This is a genomic window from Aquitalea sp. LB_tupeE, from assembly GCF_013391415.1.
In the GTDB taxonomy this organism is placed as follows: Bacteria; Pseudomonadota; Gammaproteobacteria; order Burkholderiales; family Chromobacteriaceae; genus Aquitalea.
In genome coordinates, this window is the sequence record NZ_JACAXB010000013.1 from 202,161 (window position 1) to 223,353 (window position 21,193).

Genomic DNA, 21,193 nt, shown 5'->3' on the forward strand with positions numbered 1-21,193 from the left:
CAAGCGGTTGCTAGATTAACAAAATAAGCCCTTTGCCTCACAGGGTCAAGCCTGATCACGGCCAAAGCGCTCTGCCCAAGCTGGCGGTGGGCCGGAAGCAACAACAGCAGCGCTAAAAATACCCTAACTTCACTTGAAATACTTATTTATTAATAGCGGTTAATTTGATTAGCGATAAAGCAAAATTCATGGCGTCGTAACCGAATCATCACGCAGGAATCCTAGACTGCCGCCAGTCACTTCTTGCCGAGACACACCATGCCGCTAGACAGTACGCCCCAGCCCGCACACACCGCCACAATGGCTGGCCATTTGTTGCAAACACCGCCGACCGTGAGCCCTTCTGACAACAACTACCATGTCATGGAGCTGTTTTCGCAGGACGAATCGCTGGCCAACATTCCGGTGGTGGAACAGCAACGCGCGGTGGGCATCATCAATCGCAATACCTTCATGAGTACGCTGGCACGACCGTTTCACCGGGAAATCTTCGGCCGCAAGCCCTGCACCGCTTTCATGAATGCCAGCCCGCTGATCGTGGACTACCTGACGCCCATCACCGAGCTGTCCTTCATGGCGCTGGAAGCCGACCGCAAAGTGCTGTCTGACGGTTTTCTGATCAATCTGGACAATCACTATGCCGGCATGGGTCAGGGCGTGTCGCTGATGCAGGCGCTGGCCGACCAGCAGGCAGAAAAACACCGCCAGATGATGGAGAGCATCAACTACGCCAGCGTGATCCAGCAGTCTTTCCTGCAAAGTTCGCGCCGCGACATGGCCAGCACCCTGGATGACTATTTCATGGTGTGGGCCCCGCGCGACATCGTTGGCGGGGACTATTACTACTTCGTCAAACGGCCGGATGGTTTTTTTGTCGCCGTTATCGACTGCACCGGCCATGGCGTGCCGGGTGCCTTCATGACGCTGATCATGGCCTCCACGCTGAAGCAGGTTCTGAGCAGCCACGACCTGCACAATCCGGCCGCGCTACTGCGCGCCATCAACCAGCAGGTAAAACAGTCGCTGGGTCAGCTCACCCCGGAAGAAGCCGGCCTTGCCGACCACCCCGAGCTGAACTCGGACGACGGCATGGACGGGGCCTTCTGCTGGTTCGACAACGCCAGCCGCACGCTGACCTATGCCTCGGCGAAGACACCGCTGTTCGTGCTGCAACCGGGCAAGGATGAAGTGGACACACTGGACGGCAACAAGAAAGGTGTGGGCTACGTCGGCACCCCGCTGGACTATCACTGGGACAACCATCAAGTGCACTTGCCCGTGGGCAGTCGGCTGTATATCAGCACCGACGGCATCATCGACCAGATCGGCGGGCCCAAGCGCATCTGCTTTGGCAAAAAACGGCTGAAGGAAAACATCCTCAAGCACGCTGGCAAGCCGATGCAGCAACAACAGAAGCTGCTGATCGACGCCTTCCTCAAATGGCAGGGCGACAACAGTCGCCGCGACGACGTCAGCCTGTTCGGCGTCCATCTGGCCTGACCCATTACCGCAGCAAGAGAGCACAGCATGAGCCTGACCGATTTTCACCGATTCAAAGAACTGGCCCGCCAGGAAAACGTGGTGTTTTTCTACACCGGCTACTTCTCGCAAAGCATAGTCACTGCGATGGGCGATTCGCTGCGCCTGCGTCTGGCCAGCCTGGACGCCAGCCAGACCGCGCGCCGCAAGCTGTTTTCCGTCTTCGTGGAAATGGCCCAGAACGTGGTGCATTACTCCTCCGACCACCTGAGCGCCAGCAGCGCCGCCGACCATGAAATCCGCATGGGTTCGCTATGGGTGGGCGAGACCGACGGCCAGTTCTATGTGGTGTGTGCCAATCCCATCACCCGCGAAGGCGTGGAGCACATCCGTGCCAAGCTGGAACCGCTGCGAACCATGACCAACGAGGAAATCAAGGCGCGCTACAAGGAAAAACTGCGCGCCGAAGGCGAAGCCGGCAGCAAGGGGGCCGGGCTTGGTTTTCTCACCGTGGCCCGTGACTCCAGCAACCCCATCGAATTTGATTTTGTTGAAGAAAACGGCAGCAGCCCGTTTACCACCTTCTATCTCAAAGCCACCATTTAAAAGCAGCCATCATGCAAAACCTGTATATCGCGCCCACTTCGTCCACCCCGGAAGTGAATTTCCAGTTCGACCGCCACCAGCTGAGCCTGCGCGGCGAAAGCTATCCGGAAAACGCCCATGCCTTTTTCGGCCCCATCATGCAGGCCATCCAGGCCTACCTGCCGACATTGCACTCCACCCAGGTCACTGTGGATGTACAGCTGGCCTACTTCAACAGCTCCAGCACCAAGGTGCTGCTGGAACTGTTCGGCCTGTTCAACGATGCGGCAGTAGCAGGCAATTACGTCACCCTCAACTGGCACTACATCGAGGACGACGAAACCATTCTGGAATTTGGCCAGGAAGTGGCCGACGACTTCACCGCGCTGGATTTCCACCCCTGCGCCCTGGTGGAATAAATCACTGTCCGACAATATCCACTTGGCGGCTGACTGGATACAGCGGCAGGTTTTGGGGTAATCTGGCTGACTACCCCGTCGAGATCTGATTCAGGACATCCGCCATGAATGTGAAGGACTACATGCAGCGCGTCGGCCAGGCGGCGCGCAAAGCCAGCCGCGCCATTGCCAAGGCCGATACCCGCCAGAAAAACCAGGCACTCAATGCCATGGCCGATGCCATCGTGCGCGACAGCGCCAAACTGTTGGCCGCCAACCGGCAAGACCTGGACGCCGCCCGCGCCGCCGGGCTGGATGCCGCCTTCATCGACCGCCTGGCCTTGAGTGAAGCCACCGTCGCCAGCATGGCCGAAGGCCTGCGCCAGATCGCCGCCCTGCCCGACCCGGTGGGTGAAATGGACGACTTCTGCTATCGCCCTTCCGGCATCCAGCTGGGCAAGATGCGTGTGCCGCTGGGCGTGGTGGGCATCATTTACGAAGCCCGCCCCAATGTCACCGCCGATGCCGCCGGCCTGTGCCTGAAATCCGGCAATGCCACCATTCTGCGTGGCGGCTCGGAAGCCTTCCACAGCAACCAGGCCATTGCCGCCTGTGTCAGCGAGGGCCTGCGCGTGGCCGGCCTGCCCGCCGAAGTGGTGCAAGTGGTGGAAACCACCGACCGCGCCGCCGTGGGCGAATTGATCACCATGCAGCAATATGTCGACGTGATTGTGCCGCGTGGCGGCAAGAGCCTGATTGCCCGCATCAGCGCCGAAGCGCGCGTGCCGGTGATCAAGCATCTGGATGGCAACTGTCATGTCTATATCGACGACACCGCCAATCCGGACAAGGCCTTCAATATCGCCATGAATGCCAAGACCCAGCGCTATGCACCTTGCAACACCATGGAAACCCTGTTGGTGCACACTGCGTTTGCCGAATTCATCCTGCCGCGTCTGGCAGAAGCCTACTGGGAAAAAGGCGTGGAACTGCGTGGCTGCGAACGCACCCGCGTCATTCTGGGCAACAAGGTAGTGGCCGCAACGGAAGACGACTGGTTTACCGAATATTCCGCCCCGATTCTGGCCATCAAGGTGGTGAAGGATCTGGACGACGCCATTGGGCACATCAACCATTACGGCAGTCATCACACCGATGCCATCGTCAGCGAAGACTACGGCCGCGCCCGTCGCTTCCTGCGCGAGGTGGACTCTTCCAGTGTGATGGTGAATGCCAGCACCCGCTTTGCCGACGGCTTCGAATATGGCCTTGGCGCGGAAATCGGCATTTCCACCGACAAGATCCACGCCCGTGGCCCGGTAGGCCTGGAAGGGCTGACCAGCCAGAAATGGGTGGTACTGGGCGACGGTCAGGTACGCGGCTGAGCCAGACAATCCATTCTGACAAACCGGCTCCGGCCGGTTTTTTCATGCCCGCGTGCCGACAGACATCGGCAAATATCCCACAGCCATGCCAGCTGCGGCCCTTTATTCCGGTCACCGCTTGCCAGCCTGCAAGGGCTTCTCTAGTGTAGGAAAACTTGGCAGACCGGGGGGTCATCATGCTGCAATGGCTGCTTGCCACGCTTCACCTGCTGGCGCTGGGCTGTGGCCTGGGTGCCATTGCCGCACGCGGTCGCAATCTGGCCGACCAACCCGATGGGCCGGCCTGGCAGCGTAGCCTGCGCGCCAATAACTGGTGGCATCTTGCCTTATGCTTGTGGCTGTTAAGCGGCATATCAATGCTGGTGCAACAAGTGCAACCAGTGTGGGTAGCTGGCAGCTTGCCACCCGCGGCTCTTGCCAAACTCTTATGTTGCCTGCTGCTGTTCACGCAGGAATGGCGCAGCCTGTCCTTGCTGCGCCAATGCCGCGAACGACTGGAAAGGGGCCGCTTGCCAGCAGATGAGCTGCGCAGCCGGCTGTGCCGCGCCAGCCGTCGGCAACTGGCCTTGCTGCTGCTCTTGCTGCTGTTGTCCACCGCCTGGCATAGCGGACTGTTCAACACTCATTAACATCTACCGCCCGCGCACGCGGAACCAGTCCGCCAACACAACACTCCATTTCTTTTTATTGTCGGGAAACCTCCCCATGCCACCACAGACCCTGTCCCGTATCCTGGCTGTCCTGGCTTGCCTTGGCGTGTTCTCCGCCAGCATCACAGCGCAGGCGCAAAGCACCTTGCAATTGCAGTCCGCAAAGGCCCCGGCAGATATTGCCGAATGCTTGCAACAAGGCATGCGCCGTCTGAAAATTCCCGACGATTATGTCAAGCGGGACACCGCCAGTGAGGGCGCCGCCGCCATCCGCCTGCTCAACCCGGTCAGCAGTAACACCAGCCTGCAAGTCAGCATCACACCGCAAGCCTCGGGAAGCCAGGTGCAAGTGGATCAAAACGGCATCCCGCTCACCCCGCCCTGGGAGCGCATGATCAAGCGTTGCACGGAATAAGCAGCTTGCACCCCAGATACGACACTTGGCCGTCCTACCGGACGGCTGTGGATAATATGCAAAACAGGCTTTAGCCAGTGGATAGCCTGAATAGTTTCTGCACAAGCTGTGGATAACTAGCCATTTGCCGTTGATTTATGTGACAAGCCCCATCACTGGCGACCAAACATGCTGTGCACAAACAGCAGAGTGATGCATGCATCGGTGGATACTGTGCACAACCTGTGTATCATTCTGTGGATAAAATCCGCATGACAAGCACCTGCACAAGGGGCAAGCTTGCGGTTTTGCCCTTCCCCTGCACCGCCATGTCCATGTTCCCGCTGCCCTGTGGCGACCATCTGCTGCACGGCGATCATCTGCATTGCCCGCAGCCACGCGCCCATCTGCTGTTATTGCACGGAGCAGGCAATGGCCAGCGTGCGCCTTTTCTGCCCCTGCGTCAGACCTTGCAACAACAAGACATTGCCAGTACCGCTTTTGATTTTGTCGGTCATGGAGAAACCGGCGGCAGCCTGATGGGCTCCAGCCTGGCGCACCGTGTTCACCAAGCAAAGCTTGTGCTGGCGGCCAGCGGGCTGCACACACAGCCATTGGCCTTGCTGGGCAGCAGCATGGGCGCGTATATCGCCATCCGGCTGTTAAGTGAAATTCAGTGCAGCCATCTGATTCTGCAAGTCCCCGGTGTGTACACTCCTGCGGCATTTACCGTCCCGTTCGGCCCGGCATTCAGCACCGTGCTGCGCCAGCCAGATAGCTGGCAAAAGAGTGATGCCTGGGACCGGCTAGCTGGTTTTCGCGGCCACCTGCTGCTGGTGGAGGCCGAACATGATGCCGTGATTCCCCGCGCCCTGACCGAGCGACTGTATGCCAGCGCCACCAAGGCCAAAAGCCGCAGCCGCTTGCTGATTGACGGTGCCGGGCACCTGCTGGCTGCCCACTGGCAGGCCCATCCGGACGCCGCCCGGCGCTATCAGCAGCACATTGCCCGCTTCCTGTTGCAGGACTGAAGCCGCCGCAAGCAGCACGCCATGCCGCCAATCATCAAAATTTCATGACTTAACCATTACACTGGGGCTGACTGTCATCAATTCAGGTTGCTCCTCATGCCTCGCACTTCCCATCCGCAATACGAAAATGGCCTTGCCGCCGGCAAGGCCAGACGTGAACACTGCCCCCGCACCCGGCAGGCAGAATGCGTGCTCAGCCCGACGCGCGACGTGCTGGCCATGCTGCGCCAGAGTTCGGCAGACCGCGTGCCCGGACTGATTGGCCTGCGCTACCAGCGCATGCAAGCCTCTCCGTTTGCCTTTTTTCGCGGCATGGCCATGATTCAGGCCGCCGACCTGGCCGCCGGACCGGACAGCGGCATTCATCTGCAGGTATGTGGCGATGCACACCTGATGAATTACGGCTTTTTCGCCTCGCCGGAACGCCAGCTGATGTTCGACATCAACGATTTTGACGAAACCCATCACGGCCCCTGGGAGTGGGACCTGAAACGCCTGGCCGTCAGCGTGGTACTGGCTGCCCGCCAGCGCGGCTTTGACACAGCCAGCGCGGTTCAGGCGGTTTACCACCTGGTGGGCACTTATCGCCGCCGCATGCAGGAGTACGCCCGTATCAGCCAGCTGGAGCTGTGGTACTGCAAGGTGGGCTTCGAGCAATTGCTGGAACGTTCACCCAACGACACGGTACGCCAACAATTGCTCAAGCTGGCGGACAAGGCCAGAAACCAGACACAGGAAAAACTGCTGCCCAAAATGACCGTGCTGGACAATGGCAATCTGCGCCTGCAGGACAATCCACCCGTCATTTTCCACATGCAGCAACAAGACCAGGTATGGGGTAATGACGAGCACTGGCTGGGCGAAGGGCATGCGCATGATCTGGTTCGCCCCATGCTGGCGGCCTACCGCCACACCCTGAAGGAAGACCGTCAGACGCTGCTGGACCGCTTCCGGCTGGTGGACGCGGCTTTCAAGGTGGTGGGAGTGGGCAGTGTGGGAACGCGTTGCCTGGTGATGTTGCTGCAGGACAACTTCGACCAGCCGCTGTTCTTGCAATTGAAAGAAGCGCGTCGTTCGGTGCTGGAGCCCTACACCGCAGCTTGCGTGCATGGGCATCAGGGCAAGCGGGTAGTCTTCGGCCAACGGCTGATGCAAGCCGCCAGCGATGTGTTTCTGGGCTGGACGAGCGGGCCGGGGGAGCGGCACTTCTATGTGCGCCAGCTGCGTGACATGAAGGCCGCGCCATCGCTGGAGTCATTCACCAGTGCAGACAGCCTGACGGCCTTTGGCCAGGCCTGCGCCTGGGCACTGGCCAGGGCACATGCCAAATCCGGCGGACGCGCGGCCGAACTGGCTGGCTATATCGGTCAGTCAGACAAATTCGACCAGGCCATTGCCAGCTATGCCACTGCTTATGCTGATCAGGTGGAACGTGATTTTGCGGTTTTCACTGCCGCACTGGCCAAACAGGAGCTATAAACAAAAGAGTTGAAAAAACGACACAAGCATTGGCCGGATTGGGGTTTTCAGCAGTTATTTTCCCCGGAGAACACGGTTTAGTATTAAAAATGCCACGGTATATTTTTAATGCCGATTGCAAAAACGGACTTACTACATAACTCCTCACCGGCCATTGCCCGAATAACAAGCTGTGTTGCCCGACCCTGTGGTCTGGATAAAACGCAGCAAGACAAGGCGCCATGACGGTGTTTGACAAAACCAATACAGCCAACCGGGAAGACAACCGTGCGAGTCAATACCCGCCTCATCATCATCATTGCCGCCAGCCTTTTTGCCCTGATCGCGCTGGCGGCATCCTCCTTGTACATCACACGCAGCACGCTGCAGAGTGAAAAACGCGAGCAAATCACCATGCTGTTGCGCATGGCGGAAAACACGCTGGACTACTATGCCAAGCAGGAAGCCAGCGGCAAGCTGAACCGCCAGCAGGCGCAAGACCAGGCGCGCAAGACACTCAAGGCACTGAAAGTGGATGACATTTACTTCTTTGCCCGTGACAAGGATAACCGTCTGGTACTGCATCCCAAGACCGAGCGCGAAGGCAAGGTCGACATGGGCAGCACGGTGCCCGATGGCCGCACCACGGTAGCGGTGTATGACGAAGCCCTGCAAAAGGACCACTACGGCATTGTCACCATCCTCACCTCGCGTGGGGCCAACAAGGAACAATTGCCCAAGCTCAATGGCGTGGTGCGTTTCGACCCCTGGGGCTGGACGATAGGCACGGGCTTCTTCATTGACGATATCGACGCCCTGTTCTGGAAACAAGGCACGGTACTGCTGGTGCTCAGCGCCGTGGCCGTGGTGACGCTGATACTGTTAGGTACGGCCATGTCGCGCAGCATCGTGCGCTCGCTGGGGGGCGAACCTGCCTATGCCGCTCAGGTGGTACGGCACATTGCCCAGGGCGACCTGACCGAGCGGATCGAAGTGAATGGCCCGCCGGAGAGCCTGTTGGCCGCCATGCAGGAAATGCAGCAAAAGCTGCGGGAAATGATCAGCCAGATCCGCCAGTCCACCGATGATATCGGCGTGGCCGGTCAGCAACTGTCGCAACAAATGCAGAAAGTGGACGAGGTTTCCGGCATTGCCAGCAACTCGACCGCATCCGCCGCAGCCTCCATCGAGCAGCTGTCGGTCAGTATCGATCACGTCAAAGACAATGCCGGCGGCTCGGAAGAAGGTGCGCGCCGCTCCAGCCAGCTGGCACGCGAGGGCGAAGTCGTGGCCAAGGAAGCGGCCAGCGGTATTCAGTCCATTGCCACCCAGGTGGGTGACGTCAGCGACATGGTGGGCAGCCTGGCCGAACGCACCCGCAATATCAGCGGCATTGCCGAAACCATTCGCGACATTGCCAACCAGACCAACCTGTTGGCTTTGAATGCTGCCATCGAAGCCGCACGCGCCGGTGAAATGGGGCGCGGCTTTGCCGTGGTGGCCGATGAAGTGCGCAAACTGGCCGAACGCACCGCGACCGCCACTGATGAAATCACCCATATCGTCCAGGCGGTGGTCAACGAAACCGGCACGGTAGCAGGCCGCATGGAAGAAATCCGCCCGGCAGTGCAACTGGGGGTAGGCAAGGCCAACCAGGCGGCAGAAACGCTGGATACCATCAGCCGTCAGACCCAAGCGGCCCTGGAAAGCCTGCATGCGGTGGTGAGCGCCATGACCGAGCAAAGCCAGGCCGGTGCCAATATTGCCGTCAGCGTGGAACAGGTGGCCGGTGTGGTGGAGGAAACCCAGTCCTCGGTACAACTGGCAGTGGAAGCCATGCACAACATCGACAATCACGCACAGCAACTGAACGCTTCGGTATCCCGCTTCCGGCTCTGACGCGGTAAGCCCGTCCCATAGCAACCGGCGGCCCGGCTGCCGGCAAAGTGATGTGCAGATAGAGAAGCAAACCTGGCAGCGCCGGGCTTATTCGGGAAGGTAGTGGCTAGCACGGCCTTCCCGCCCCATCCCCATCACGCGGCCCTTGCATGACACGAGCGCTGCATGTCTCCGCAAGTCTGATGGAATTTGTGATCACACGATAGATCCAGCCCTATGCCTGCTGACCCAGCAGTCCAACAGCGCAGCAGAACCCGGCAGCGTCCAGCCTGTTCGGGGAAGCGCTTACTGGTACAGTCTTCCCGTTTCACTCCCGTCCATCCGCTCTTGCATGGCAACAATACCGCGCACTCCATACAAAATGCGAGGTGTGGTTTGTGATCATACTGTGGCCTGCCTCCTACAGCAGCCTTGTATTTGGGCCACATCCGACCAACAAGGCGACGTCACGCTTGCCCTCCCCCCTGCCGGTGGCATAATGCCCACAGGGCCAAGCCCGCAAAATCAAAAAAATGCATGACCGACAGACAGGCAGATAGATGAAACAATCAAGAACGCTCCAAGGGAGACCTGCATGTCCCAACTCTCCATCACGGCTGCTCAGGCCGAATGGTTGACGCAACAAAACGTCCGCGACGTTGAACTGGCTTTTGCCGATGTCAGCGGATTCCCGCGTGGCAAGACCCTGCCCGCACAGGCCCTGATCAAGGGCCAGGAATTGCGCATTGCCCGCGCCGTGGCCATCCAGACTTGCGTGGGCGAATTCCCCGATTACCGTTTTTACGGCGAGAACGATCCGGACGTGGTGCTGCGCCCGGACTTTGCCACCCTGCGCCCGGTGCCCTGGGCCAAAACCCCGCGCGCGCTGGTTGTGTGTGACAACATCGACCACGACGACAGCCTGTCACCGCTGGCCCCGCGTTCCGCACTGAAAAACATCCTGGCCCGCTATCAGGCACGCGGCTGGACCCCGGTGGTAGCACCCGAGCTGGAATTCTACATTTTCGCCGCCCATGCCGACGCCGATCAGCCCTATCAGGCTCCGGCGCTGCGCACCGGCCGTCGTGAAAGCGGCTTCGATGCCTTCAGCTTTTCCACGCTGAATGATCTGGAAGGCTTTTTTGACGACCTGTACCGCGCCTGTGAACAGCTGGGCATCGACACCGATACCTATGTCCATGAAATGGGCCCCAGCCAGTTCGAGATCAACCTCAAGCACGGCAATGCGCTGGAGCTGGCCGACCAGACCTTCCTGTTCAAGTACGCGCTGAAGGAAATCGGCTACCAGCACGGGTTGAACGTGGTGTGCATGGCCAAACCACTGTCCGGCCAGCCCGGCAGTTCCATGCACTTGCATCAGAGCGTGGTGGATGGCCAGGGCAACAATGTGTTCAGTCTGGCCGATGGCGAAGCCAGCCCGGATTTCTTCCACTATATTGGCGGCCTGCAACAATATCTGCCGCACCTGATGCCGCTGTTCTGCCCCAGTCCCAACTCCTTCCGCCGCTTCGTCAAGGGCCTGGCAGCGCCGGTCAATGTCAGCTGGGGAGTGGACAACCGCTCTGTGGGCATCCGTGTTCCGGTATCCGGCCCGGCCGCCCGTCGCGTGGAAAACCGCTTGCCCGGCTGCGATGCCAACCCCTATCTGTCGCTGGCCGCCAGCCTGGGGGCCGGCCTGTTGGGTGTGGAAGAAAAACGCAGCCCGAGTGAAGCGGCCGTAGGCAATGTCTTTAACAATGACGACGCCGCCACCCTGCCCAACACCCTGGATGCCGCCTGCGCCCTGATGGCTGCGCACGATACCGCCAAGCGCCTGTTCGGTCAGGAATTCACCGATGCGTATCTGGCCGTGAAGGACATCGAACTGAGCCACTACCACAACCAGATCACCGCCTGGGAACGCCAGTACCTGACCACGCTGGCCTGATCTTCACCCAGCCCGCCAAGCTGCCAGCCGCCCTGTTGCGACTGGCAGCTTTTTTCATGTCAACCGCGCTGGATTGACCCTGCCGAATGCCTGGGCCACCATGCTGTTGTCCTGTCAGGACCAGACTGCCAACCCCATCCCCGAGGAATGACATGCGTTTTACTGCCCTGCTCTTGTTGCTGGTGCCGCTGTGCGCACTGGCCGATACTGCAGCCCCGGAAGCGGCCAGCGGCTTTCAGGCCCGCCCTGCCGTCTACAGCCGCCACAGCATGGTCAGCACCGCCAATCCCTATGCCAGCCAAGCCGCGCGCGACATCCTGCGTCGTGGTGGCAGTGCCATTGATGCCGCCATCGCCGCCCAGCTGGTGCTGGGGCTGACCGAGCCACAATCTTCCGGCATCGGTGGCGGGGCTTTCATGCTGTATTTCGATGGCCGCAAACTCACCAGTTTTGACGGCAGGGAAACCGCGCCGGCTACTGCCGAGGCAAACCTGTTTTTGCAAAAAAACGGGCAGCCGATGGATTTTTACCGCGCCGTGGTGGGTGGCCGCTCGGTGGGCGTGCCCGGTGTGGTGGCCATGCTGAAACTGGCGCACCAGCAAGGTGGCAAGCTCTCCTGGGCCAGCCTGTTCCAGCCCGCCATTACACTGGCGCGTAACGGTTTTACCGTGTCACCACGCCTGCACACCCTGCTGGAGAGCGAGCGCTTCTTGCAACAGGACCCACAGGCACGGGCGTATTTCTATCAGGCGGATGGCCGTCCGCAGCCGCTTGGCAGCCTGCTGAAAAACCCGGACTACGCCGCCACGCTGGAATTGCTGGCCAAGCAAGGCCCGGCAGCGTTCTACCAGGGTGAAATCGGCCGGGCCATTATCGAAGCCGTCAACCATCATTCGGCCAACCCCGGCCATATGCTCGCTTCGGATCTGGCCGCCTACCAGGCCATCGAGCGTAAACCACTGTGCGGTGCCTATCGCAGCTGGCAGGTGTGCGGCATGGATGCACCCAGCTCCGGCGGTGCGGCCGTATTGCAGATGCTGGGCATATTGCAGCGCTTCCCGCTGGCGCAGATGCCACCCACCGGCAGCAGCACCATCCACTTGTTTGCCGAGGCCAACAAACTGGCGTTTGCCGACCGCAACCGCTACCTGGCCGACCCTGGCTTTGTCAGCGTCCCCAGCCAGGCGCTGATTGCACCAGACTACCTGCAACAGCGCAGCCAGCTGATCGACCCGGCCCACAGCATGGGCCGCGCCACAGCCGGGGAGCCATCCGGCATCCGGCTCAGTCGCTATGGTCGGGACAGCGCACCGGAATTTCCTTGCACCTCGCATCTGAACATTGTGGACGGCGCCGGACGGGTAGTCAGCATGACCACCTCCATCGAAGACCAGTTTGGCAGTCGGCTGATGGTGAAGGGCTTCTTGTTGAACAACCAGCTGACCGACTTTTCCTTCCGTCCGGATGAAAACGGCACACCGGTTGCCAACCGGGTGGGGGCGCGCAAGCGCCCGCGCAGCAGCATGTCACCCACCATGGTGTTTGATGCCAGGCGGCAATTCGTACTGGCCACCGGCTCGCCGGGTGGCAGCCAGATCATCGGCTATGTCGGCCAGACGCTACTGGGCTTGCTGGACTGGAAACTCGACCCGCAGCAAGCGGTCAGCCTGCCGCATTATGGCAACCGCAATGGCGATACCGAACTGGAAAGCGGACGCGGTCTGGATGCGCAGGCCAGTACCTTGCAAGCCATGGGACATGTGGTCCGGCAGGTAGAAATGACCAGCGGCCTGTCGGCCATCGTCAAAACCTCACGTGGCTATGTCGGCGGCGCGGACCCGCGCCGGGAAGGCGTGGTACTGGGTGATTAGGGGGCTGGCCGCGCTCAGCGACGGCTGGCCTGCAAGCGCTGGGCCAGCTCGGCAATGGCGCGGTCACGATCCAGTGGCGGCATGCTTTGCTGCTGTGCGGCCGTGATCCACTTTTCTACTTGCGCGCGATCACCGCGCGCCGCCTTGAGCAACAGGCCAAAGGCCTGGCCGGTGCTATGTTCCAGCGGCTCCAGCGGGCGTGATTGGGTATGGGCCGCATAAATGCGGCTGTCCGCATCCCGGCTCTGCTTGTTGGGTTTGCCGGTCTGACGCAGCCACAGCAGCAACAGGATGACACTCAACAGGCTTAGCAAGACAAAAGTGAGCATGGTGTAGAAATTTTCCCCAAATAAAGAATGAAATCCACAACATCAGACGGTATCGACTTATGTGCTTATTTTAATATTTGTGATAGATCAACTGCTAGCTAATTAGTTCGAGAGACGCCAGCCTGCTCCCGAGTATGCTAAAACCAAACACAAGATGCTGTCGCCATCCATGCCGACATCATGGCATGCCTTGCGTACAGTACAGCGGGTTTAACGCCAGCTTTGAGAGGAGTATGCCATGTATCAACATATCGTGATTGCTGTAGATGGCAGCAAGACAGCAGAAAAAGCACTGGATGAAGCCATCCGCATTGCAAAAATAGCCAAATCGTCGATATCGCTGGTACATGTCGCCAGCCTCCGCGACATGGCGATTGAAGGTGTGGGCGCACTGGATACCCACCAGTTGCACGATCTGGCTTTCAGACAGGCACGCGAGCTGCTGGAAAAGGCAGAAAAGCGGCTCATCAACGAAGGCATTGCCAAGGTGGAATGCCATATTGCGGAAAGCTGGGAGGGCGGCAAGGATATGGCCGAATCACTGATCCGCTTTGCCGACAGCCGCCATGCCGAACTCATTGTCATCGGCACTCATGGCCGTACCGGGCTGGCCCACCTGTTACTGGGCAGCTTTGCCGAAAACGTGATGCGCAAGACGCATTGCCCCTTGCTGGTGGTACGCGGCAGCGAGGACTGACACAGCGTTTTTCATCCCACCGCACCACAACGCCACAGGCAAGGTGGCGGGTGCCATCCGCAGCGGGCCATGCCCCCTGCGGATTTTCTTTGCCGCGTCAGAACAGGGGCCGCGCCAGCACAAAAAATTCCTTGTTACCGTCGGCACCGGTAATCGGGCTGTCAAACCAGCGCTCCACTTTCCAGTCCAGTTCGTCCAGGCAATCGGCAATCTTGTCCTGCACGCCGGCAAACAGGCTTTCATCGCGGACGATGCCGCCATGCCCCAGGGCTCCGCGCCCTACTTCGAACTGCGGTTTCACCAGACCCAGCAGGCAGCCGTTCTCACCCAGCAAGGGCAAGGCAGACGGCAGGATCAGGGTGAGCGAAATAAAGGACACGTCGCATACCATCAGGTCGAAGGGCAAACCGTCATTGGCCTGCAGCAGGCGCTGGCGGTCCAGCTCACGCGCATTCACGCCTTCAAAGCAACGCACGCGCGGGTCGTCCCACAGCCGCGGATGCAACTGGTCGTGCCCCACATCCACGCCAACCACATAGGCGGCGCCAGCCTGCAATACACAGTCGGTAAACCCGCCGGTGGACTGGCCCACATCCAGCACCCGCCAACCCTGGATGTCCAGCCCGGCTTCTTGCAAGGCGGCATCCAGCTTCTGCCCGCCACGTGAAACAAAGCGATCGGATGGGTCTGGCCGCACTGCCAGCGGCGTACCGGCAGGAAACTTGCTGCTCGCCTTGCTGATGACCTGCCCGTTCAGGCTGACCCGGCCGGATTCCAGCAGGTGTTGGGCAGCCGTGCGCGACGTGGCAAGTCCTTGTTCCACCAACAGAAGATCTACCCGCTTCATCCCGTTTTCCTTGCTTGCATTTCGAAAGGCGACAGGGTGGCCAGTCCGCTGCGGCCTGTCAAGCCTCACGCCGGGGCAAGGCCATGCTGCAAGTCGGCTTGGTGCCTTGCCGTGCTTGGTGCGATGATGTGCGCATTGCCATAAGGAGCACCGCCATGGACACACATCAACTGGATGCCGCCGAAGTACGCGTACTGGGCGCATTGGTAGAAAAACAGGCGCTGACGCCAGACAGCTACCCCCTGACGCTCAACAGCCTGGCATCGGCCTGCAATCAGCTCACCAGCCGTGAGCCGGTGATGCAGCTGTCAGATACCGACCTGAGCCGGGCACTGGACAGCTTGCAGACCAGAAAACTGATTGCCGAGCGCCTGCCCGCCGGCAGCCGGGTGGCCAAGTACGAGCACAGGCTGAACTATGAATGGAATATCGACGGTGCCAGACTGGCAGCCTTGGCCCTGCTGATGCTGCGCGGGCCGCAAACTAGCGCGGAAATCCGCACCCGTGCCGGGCGGGTGTATGGTTTTGCCAGCGTGGAAGAAGTGGAAACCGCGCTGGAAGCACTGGCCGACAAATACCCGCCGCTGGTGCAAAAACTGGCGCGGCAACCGGGCGAGCGCGAAGCGCGCTGGTGCCATTTGCTCAGTGGCGAACCGGTACTGGCCGAAACCGTCAGCAATGCCGTGATTGATGTCGGCCTGACCGGCCGGGTGGCGGCACTGGAGGCCGAGGTAGCGGCACTCAAGGCGCGCCTGCAACAGCTGGAGCAAAGCCTGGGCGAATGACAGCCTGCCCTGCCAACAACAAGCCCCGCCACGGATTCAGCCGCGACGGGGCTTTTGTCTGCTTTGCCTGGAAGACTTACTTGGGCTCGAAAATGGCGTAGGTCTTGCGCGCGGGCTCCAGCACTTCCCACTCGCCTTCGAAACCGGCGGGAATGACAAAGTGGTCGCCAGCATACAGCTCGACACTGTCCCCTTGCAGGTCGGTCAGGCGGACATAGCCTTCCAGCAAAGTACAAAATTCGTGTTCGTGGTATTTCACCCGCCAGCGTCCGCAACCGCCACTCCAGATACCGGCGTGAAATTGACCGCTGGGGTCGGAATAGTGGTTCTCCACCGTCTGGGCGCAGTCACCTTCCAGCCGTCGGTCAGCCGGAGCATTGAATTGCTCAACCCGCACCGGGTTACGCTGAAACACGATGATGTCACTGGCAAGGCCCATGTCTTTCGCTCCATTGTGAAATTATTTGATCAAATCTCTCACAAAGAGGGCACTTACGCAATTACCGTCACGCACCAGTCTGGTGAAACGGGGGATCACAACAGGGCAGCAGGCCTCAGACAGCAGGCGGGCCTTCATTGAGACGCAGCTCCCAATAAGCGACATCCAGCCAGCGCGCCGCCTTCCAGCCCACTTGATGAAAGGTCGCAGCCTGCTCAAAACCCAGCCCCTGGTGCAGCGCAATGCTGGCGGCGTTGGGCAGGGCAATACCTGCAATGGCAAGGTGCAAACCCTGACTGCGCAACTGCTGCAGCAGGCTGCGGTACAAGCGTCCGCCCAAGCCCTGGCCACGCGCCTCGGGCGCAAAGTACACCGAGGTTTCCACGGCATAACGGTAAGCCGGACGTACCCGCCAGCGGGTAGCATAGGCATAGCCCAGCAACTCGCCATTCAGCTCTGCCACCAGCCAGGGCAAGCCCTGCTCGGTCACCTTGTCCAGCCGTGCCACCATCTCCTCGACCGTCACCGCTTCTTCTTCAAAACTGATGGTGCTGTTGAGCACATAGGGGTTGTAGATGGCAGCCATGGCAGCGGCATCAGCGGGTGTGGCGGGGCGGATCAGGATGTCACAACTCATGGCAAGGCTTTCTGGCTGACTGGAGTCAGCATGGCTTGCAAGAATCACGCCAGTCATTGCTATACCTGCCATTCCGGGAAGTACTGCCGGCGCAGGCGAGTCACATAGTCCACCAGATTGGAATACTGGCTGACCACCTGCCGGCTGGGGGTGTCGCCCAGCGTGGCCAGCAGGGCCGAGGCGAGAAAGGCAAATACCGTGGCGTCCAGCCAGCTGGGCGCTGCGCCAAGCATGTAAGGCTTGTCTGCCAGCAGAGCGGATAGGCTGGCGATATCCAGTTGCAGCAGGCGCTGGCGCTCGTCCGTGCTGAAGCGGCCCAGGCCCTGGCCGTGCAGATTGCCGCGCACCTTGCGCCGGATCATGCGGATGACCATGCCACGTAGCAAGAAGGGCAGGCGCTGGAAAAACACCCCCGGCCCGCGGGCAAAAACCGCATCGTCCATCCAGCGTTCATGCACGATGCACCAGTACAAATGGTCGCTGCACAGGCATTCCATGCTCCAGGCCACGGCCTTGTCGGCATCTGATAATCCCGCATCCAGCGTGATGCCATGCTTGCCAGCCAGATGCAGGCGAATCAGCGTGGAATCCGGCACCTGCGTGCCGTCATCCTCGATATAGGGCAGCTTGCCCTTGGGCGCGCTACGCATGCTGCCGCGCTGCTTGCGGTAAGGCAGGCCGGAGAGCTTGAGCAGCAATTCGGCCTTGATGACAAACGGGCTGGGGTCGGGCAGGCCGAAGGCTGGTCCGAAGGTGTAAAGCGTAATCATGCAAGCTTCTCCACGGGGCGGGAATCGCTCAGACTAGCACCCCGGCCCGGCAATGACGATGGCTTTAATCCATCAGTTGCTGATACAGGTACACCAGCACGCGGGCCAGTTCCGCCGCAGTCTGTTCCTGACCGGCATTGCCGGTGTGGCCACCGGCATCGGTTTCCATCAATAAAGCCGGATGGCCCAGCTCCAGCATGCGCGCCACCATTTTACGGGCATGACCGGGGTGTACCCGGTCGTCCCGCGTACTGGTGGTGAACAGGGGCAGCGGGTAGCGCACAGCGGCCTGCAACTGGTGATAGGGCGAATAGGCCTGCAAGGACGCCGCCTGCTGCGGATCAGCCGGGTCGCCGTATTCGTCTATCCAGCTGGCACCCGCCAGCAGTTCGGTGTAACGCAACATGTCCAGCAAGGGCACCTCGCACACCACGGCCTTGAACAGCTCGGGGCGGCGCACCATGCAAGCGGCTACCAGCAGGCCACCATTGCTGCCGCCTTCAATACCCAGCTTGTCCGGGCTGGTGAGGCCGCTGCCGATCAGTGCCTCGGCCACGCTGCAGAAATCGTCAAACGAGACCGGGCGATGGATACCTTGCGCCGCCTGATGCCAGCCGGGACCAAACTCGCCGCCACCACGAATACAGGCCAGCACGAAGGCACCGCCTTTTTCCAGCCAGTGCGCGCCGAAATTTTCCACGTAGTAGGGCATCATCGGCACTTCAAAACCGCCATAGCCGTACAACAGCGTCGGCGTGCGGCCATCCAGCACCGTATCGCGGGCACGCACCACGAAATAGGGAATGTCCACGCCATCGGGTGCCGTGGCCCAGCACTGCTCGGCCACAAAGCGGCTGGCATCGAATGCGGCGGGCTGCTGGCGCAGGCAGTCTTGCGCGCCAGTGGCCACATTCAGCCGGTACAGGCCGGTGGGCGTGAGGAAGTCGCTGAAGCTGTAGCACAGCACATCGCTGTTCCAGGGCTGGTCGGCAAATTCGATGACGCCGCTATCCGGCACCGGCAGGCTGCGCGCTTGCCAGCTGTCGTCTTGCCAGTCGAAAGCCAGCAGGCGACTTCGCACATTGTCGATCAGGTTGACCACCACGCTGTGGCGGGTGGTTTCCACCGACTCCACCGCCAGCCTGGCGGCCGGGGCCACCAGTTGCTGGATATGGCCCTCATTCTCCAGCAGGCATGTCAGCGGCACGGCCAGCAGGCTGCCGGCGGCATGGGTTTCGCCCTGCCAGCACCAGTCTTCCGCCAGTTTGACGATGAACTGGCCATGCAGATACGCCTCGATATCGGCCTTGGGCGGCAGGGGCAGCGGATGGGTCTGCAAGTCGGCGTCGATCAGGTGGTAAGTCTTGCTGTAAAAGCCATCGGCCGCTTCGATCAGGTCCAGCCAGCCATCCGGGCCATCCAGATAACGCCAAGCGGCCACCATCATGGCATCCGGGTCGGCGACAAACAGCTGTTGCCATTGATGCTGACCGTCATCGCCCCGTTCCACCAGCCACACTTCGCGCGGGTAGCCGGAGCGGCTCAGCGGTGCGCCCTTCCAGCCGGGGCACACCAGCACACTGTCCGGGTCGCGCCAGGCAATATGGTTTTTGCCGTGCGGAAAGCGAAAGCCCTGCTCCACCCAGCTGGTGGTTTCCAGGTCGTATTCCCAGGCCAGGCTGGCATCACCCCCCCCCTCGCTCAAGTGCACCAGCACGCGGGACGGCTGCACCGTGCAGTGCGCCACCCCGTCCAGATACCAATCCTTGCCGGCAGCGCCAGCAATGGCATCCACGTCCAGCACGGTATGCCATTGCTGGCTGGCCGCCTGATAGTCCGCCAGTGTGGTGCGGCGGTAAATGCCGCGCGGGTGGTGTTCATCCTGATGAAAGTTGTACAGCCAGCCGGCGTGTTCGGAAAAGAAGGGAATCTGCCGGGTATCGCGCAGGTGGCCCAGGATGTCCTGGCGCAAGGGCGCGTAGCGTTCATCGGCATCCAGTAGCGCCTGGGTACGCTTGTTTTGAACAGCAACCCAGCTGTCTACGGCGGGGTCGTCCAGGCTTTCCAGCCACTGGTGGGTATCGGGGAGGTGGGACATGGGAGAACCAGAAATGCAAACAGGCGCACAGCTTAGCATCGACAGCCTGGCTTGCTGCAGCCGCATGAAGCTTGGTCACAACACCATATCTGTCTTTGGTACGGTAGCGATCAATCAAATAATGGCTATCGGCCTTTGCATGGCGTTCTTATTTAATTGAATTTACTTAAAGATCACCCCAGAAAACTCTACGCTCAACTCATATTTATAATAAATAATTAAAAATTAGAACTTTAATTAAAATTTATTGCAAGTCTTTAATGATTTTATTTAATAAATGCTATTGCGCGACAGCATAGGTGAGTCCTATAAATTCGGTAGAAATTTCTGAATTACTCAGGAAAAAATCCCAGCAAGGAGCTCGTCATGAAAAAAATCATCGCAGCCACCACTTTGGCCTCCCTGCTGCTTGCTGAAGCAGCATTCGCTTCCACCGGCACCATCAATTTCCGGGGGGCGATTGTCAAAGCGCCTTGTGCAATCCCGACGGCAACCTGGGTGAACTATGCGCAAAAACCAGCCACCTATCGCATGGCACGTCAGGCCACCCCCACGTCCTACTGTGCCGATGCCACGGCAACCCAATCGGTGCAGATACGCCGGATTGTCACCACGGAAAGTCGTACTGCCGATGTCCGCAACGAGCCGGTCAGAAGCATGGTGACCATTGTGTATAACTGAGCACGTCTCATGGAACATGCAGATCAAACCAGCCTGCCCTTCCAGTTGGCGCAGGCCTGGTTTGCCAGTCAGTGCTGGTGAATCCAGCGCGCCACCTTTTCCACTACCTCGGATTCGATTCCGTTATACCCATGCGCGGCCCACGGCTGGCACGGGTCGCCCTTGTCCACGCCGCCATCCACCAGCAGCATTTCCTTGCTGCGGGATGACTGCAAACCATCCATCACCGGCTGGACATTCTGATAAAGCGTTACCTTGCACTGGTCATGCAGATGCTGCACCACCAGTACCGGCTGAGTCAGTTGCGGCAACGCCAGGTCGGCAACACTGCCGCGGTCGCGGTTGATGGTAGAGGTGAGTACCACACCATCCACCTTACCCTGCAGGCGAATGGCCACGGCGGCGGCCGAGGTCGTGCCACGACTGGTGCCCACCAGCCATACCGGCACAGCGGCTCGCTGGCGCAAGGTATCAATCACCACCGCAATATCCTGCGCGTGCTCGGCACTCATGCGGAAATCAGCCCGGTTCAGGTTGTCAGGGTGGTCGGACGGCGCATCCACCACCGCCACCTGAAAGCCCTGCGCGGCCCACTGCTGCCGGGTACGCACCAGAAAATTACCGGCACCGGCATGCAGCCGGCCGTCATCCCCCAGCCTGAGCATCCCTTCTCCGCCGGTAAACAGAATCAGGCTGGCCTGCGGCTTGCCATGCGGTTCCAGCAGCAACAAGCGCAGCGTGACTGATGGCCGGGTTTCCAGCGTCAGCATCTGCTCCTGTGCCTGCGCGGCTCCACAACAGAAGAGCAGCAAGGCTGTCAGCATGTGTTTCAT

General features: G+C 60.2%; 22 protein-coding genes. 15 read left to right on the plus strand and 7 right to left on the minus strand.

The window, feature by feature from the left end; translation table 11 throughout:
• Positions 1-333: 333 nt before the first annotated feature.
• The 11 genes from HWX34_RS21545 (at position 334) to ggt (ending at position 13,077) form a co-directional block, all read left to right on the plus strand.
• Positions 334-1,500, plus strand: coding sequence for a SpoIIE family protein phosphatase (locus tag HWX34_RS21545; RefSeq protein ID WP_218645073.1), 1,167 nt, complete (start codon positions 334-336; stop codon positions 1,498-1,500).
• Positions 1,501-1,527: 27 nt separating this feature from the next.
• A complete protein-coding gene (locus HWX34_RS06275) occupies positions 1,528-2,085 on the plus strand; it encodes a SiaB family protein kinase (protein WP_178971440.1) in 558 nt (185 codons plus the stop codon).
• 11 nt (positions 2,086-2,096) lie between these two features.
• Positions 2,097-2,483, plus strand: a complete 387-nt coding sequence (locus HWX34_RS06280) for a DUF1987 domain-containing protein (RefSeq protein WP_178971441.1) — start codon at positions 2,097-2,099, stop codon at positions 2,481-2,483.
• 104 nt (positions 2,484-2,587) lie between these two features.
• Positions 2,588-3,847, plus strand: a complete 1,260-nt coding sequence (locus HWX34_RS06285) for a glutamate-5-semialdehyde dehydrogenase (protein WP_178971442.1) — start codon at positions 2,588-2,590, stop codon at positions 3,845-3,847.
• Positions 3,848-4,023: 176 nt separating this feature from the next.
• Entirely contained in the window at positions 4,024-4,476 is a 453-nt protein-coding gene (locus HWX34_RS06290) for a DUF2214 family protein (protein ID WP_178971443.1), read from the plus strand.
• 76 nt (positions 4,477-4,552) lie between these two features.
• A complete protein-coding gene (locus HWX34_RS06295) occupies positions 4,553-4,912 on the plus strand; it encodes a hypothetical protein (protein ID WP_178971444.1) in 360 nt (119 codons plus the stop codon).
• A 251-nt stretch (positions 4,913-5,163) separates the two neighbouring features.
• Positions 5,164-5,922 carry a S9 family peptidase gene (locus HWX34_RS06300; protein ID WP_178971445.1) on the plus strand — a complete coding sequence of 253 codons (759 nt, stop codon included), beginning with the start codon at positions 5,164-5,166 and terminating at the stop codon, positions 5,920-5,922.
• A gap of 96 nt (positions 5,923-6,018) precedes the next feature.
• Positions 6,019-7,401, plus strand: coding sequence for a DUF2252 domain-containing protein (locus HWX34_RS06305; protein WP_178971446.1), 1,383 nt, complete (start codon positions 6,019-6,021; stop codon positions 7,399-7,401).
• Positions 7,402-7,668: 267 nt separating this feature from the next.
• Positions 7,669-9,279, plus strand: a complete 1,611-nt coding sequence (locus HWX34_RS06310) for a methyl-accepting chemotaxis protein (RefSeq protein WP_178971447.1) — start codon at positions 7,669-7,671, stop codon at positions 9,277-9,279.
• A 574-nt stretch (positions 9,280-9,853) separates the two neighbouring features.
• A complete protein-coding gene (locus HWX34_RS06315; protein ID WP_178971448.1) occupies positions 9,854-11,206 on the plus strand; it encodes a glutamine synthetase family protein in 1,353 nt (450 codons plus the stop codon).
• A gap of 152 nt (positions 11,207-11,358) precedes the next feature.
• Positions 11,359-13,077: a gamma-glutamyltransferase gene (gene ggt / locus HWX34_RS06320; protein ID WP_178971449.1), complete on the plus strand. Its 1,719-nt coding sequence runs from the start codon at positions 11,359-11,361 to the stop codon at positions 13,075-13,077.
• A gap of 14 nt (positions 13,078-13,091) precedes the next feature.
• On the opposite strand, the gene HWX34_RS06325 is transcribed toward ggt, so the two are convergent.
• Positions 13,092-13,406, minus strand: coding sequence for a hypothetical protein (locus HWX34_RS06325; RefSeq protein WP_178971450.1), 315 nt, complete (start codon positions 13,404-13,406; stop codon positions 13,092-13,094).
• 238 nt (positions 13,407-13,644) lie between these two features.
• Between HWX34_RS06325 and HWX34_RS06330 the strand changes: the two genes are divergently transcribed.
• Positions 13,645-14,103 carry a universal stress protein gene (locus HWX34_RS06330; protein ID WP_178971451.1) on the plus strand — a complete coding sequence of 153 codons (459 nt, stop codon included), beginning with the start codon at positions 13,645-13,647 and terminating at the stop codon, positions 14,101-14,103.
• 97 nt (positions 14,104-14,200) lie between these two features.
• Here HWX34_RS06330 and HWX34_RS06335 read toward each other — a convergent pair whose 3' ends face one another.
• Positions 14,201-14,950 carry a TlyA family RNA methyltransferase gene (locus tag HWX34_RS06335; protein WP_178971452.1) on the minus strand — a complete coding sequence of 250 codons (750 nt, stop codon included), beginning with the start codon at positions 14,948-14,950 and terminating at the stop codon, positions 14,201-14,203.
• A 155-nt stretch (positions 14,951-15,105) separates the two neighbouring features.
• Between HWX34_RS06335 and HWX34_RS06340 the strand changes: the two genes are divergently transcribed.
• The gene (locus HWX34_RS06340; RefSeq protein ID WP_178971453.1) at positions 15,106-15,735 is read left to right on the plus strand and encodes a YceH family protein; all 630 of its coding nucleotides are present in this window, start codon (positions 15,106-15,108) and stop codon (positions 15,733-15,735) included.
• Between the two features lie 76 nt (positions 15,736-15,811).
• Here the strand turns inward: HWX34_RS06340 and HWX34_RS06345 are convergent, their stop codons facing one another.
• The 4 genes from HWX34_RS06345 to HWX34_RS06360 form a co-directional block, all read right to left on the minus strand.
• Positions 15,812-16,174 carry a cupin domain-containing protein gene (locus HWX34_RS06345; protein ID WP_178971454.1) on the minus strand — a complete coding sequence of 121 codons (363 nt, stop codon included), beginning with the start codon at positions 16,172-16,174 and terminating at the stop codon, positions 15,812-15,814.
• Between the two features lie 115 nt (positions 16,175-16,289).
• On the minus strand, positions 16,290-16,811 hold the full coding sequence (locus HWX34_RS06350; RefSeq protein WP_178971455.1) for an arsinothricin resistance N-acetyltransferase ArsN1 family B: 522 nt from the start codon (positions 16,809-16,811) through the stop codon (positions 16,290-16,292).
• Between the two features lie 59 nt (positions 16,812-16,870).
• Entirely contained in the window at positions 16,871-17,581 is a 711-nt protein-coding gene (locus tag HWX34_RS06355; protein ID WP_178971456.1) for a glutathione S-transferase family protein, read from the minus strand.
• Positions 17,582-17,645: 64 nt separating this feature from the next.
• Positions 17,646-19,679 carry a prolyl oligopeptidase family protein gene (locus tag HWX34_RS06360; RefSeq protein ID WP_178971457.1) on the minus strand — a complete coding sequence of 678 codons (2,034 nt, stop codon included), beginning with the start codon at positions 19,677-19,679 and terminating at the stop codon, positions 17,646-17,648.
• Between HWX34_RS06360 and HWX34_RS06365 the strand changes: the two genes are divergently transcribed.
• Complete coding sequence (locus tag HWX34_RS06365) at positions 19,678-19,839, plus strand: hypothetical protein (RefSeq protein ID WP_178971458.1); 162 nt, start codon at positions 19,678-19,680, stop codon at positions 19,837-19,839. The genes HWX34_RS06360 and HWX34_RS06365 overlap by 2 nt on opposite strands.
• Before the next feature lie 206 nt (positions 19,840-20,045).
• Positions 20,046-20,360 (plus strand): hypothetical protein, encoded by a 315-nt coding sequence (locus HWX34_RS06370; RefSeq protein ID WP_178971459.1) that lies wholly within the window; start codon positions 20,046-20,048, stop codon positions 20,358-20,360.
• 68 nt (positions 20,361-20,428) lie between these two features.
• On the opposite strand, the gene HWX34_RS06375 is transcribed toward HWX34_RS06370, so the two are convergent.
• Positions 20,429-21,193 (minus strand): alpha/beta hydrolase, encoded by a 765-nt coding sequence (locus HWX34_RS06375; protein WP_178971460.1) that lies wholly within the window; start codon positions 21,191-21,193, stop codon positions 20,429-20,431.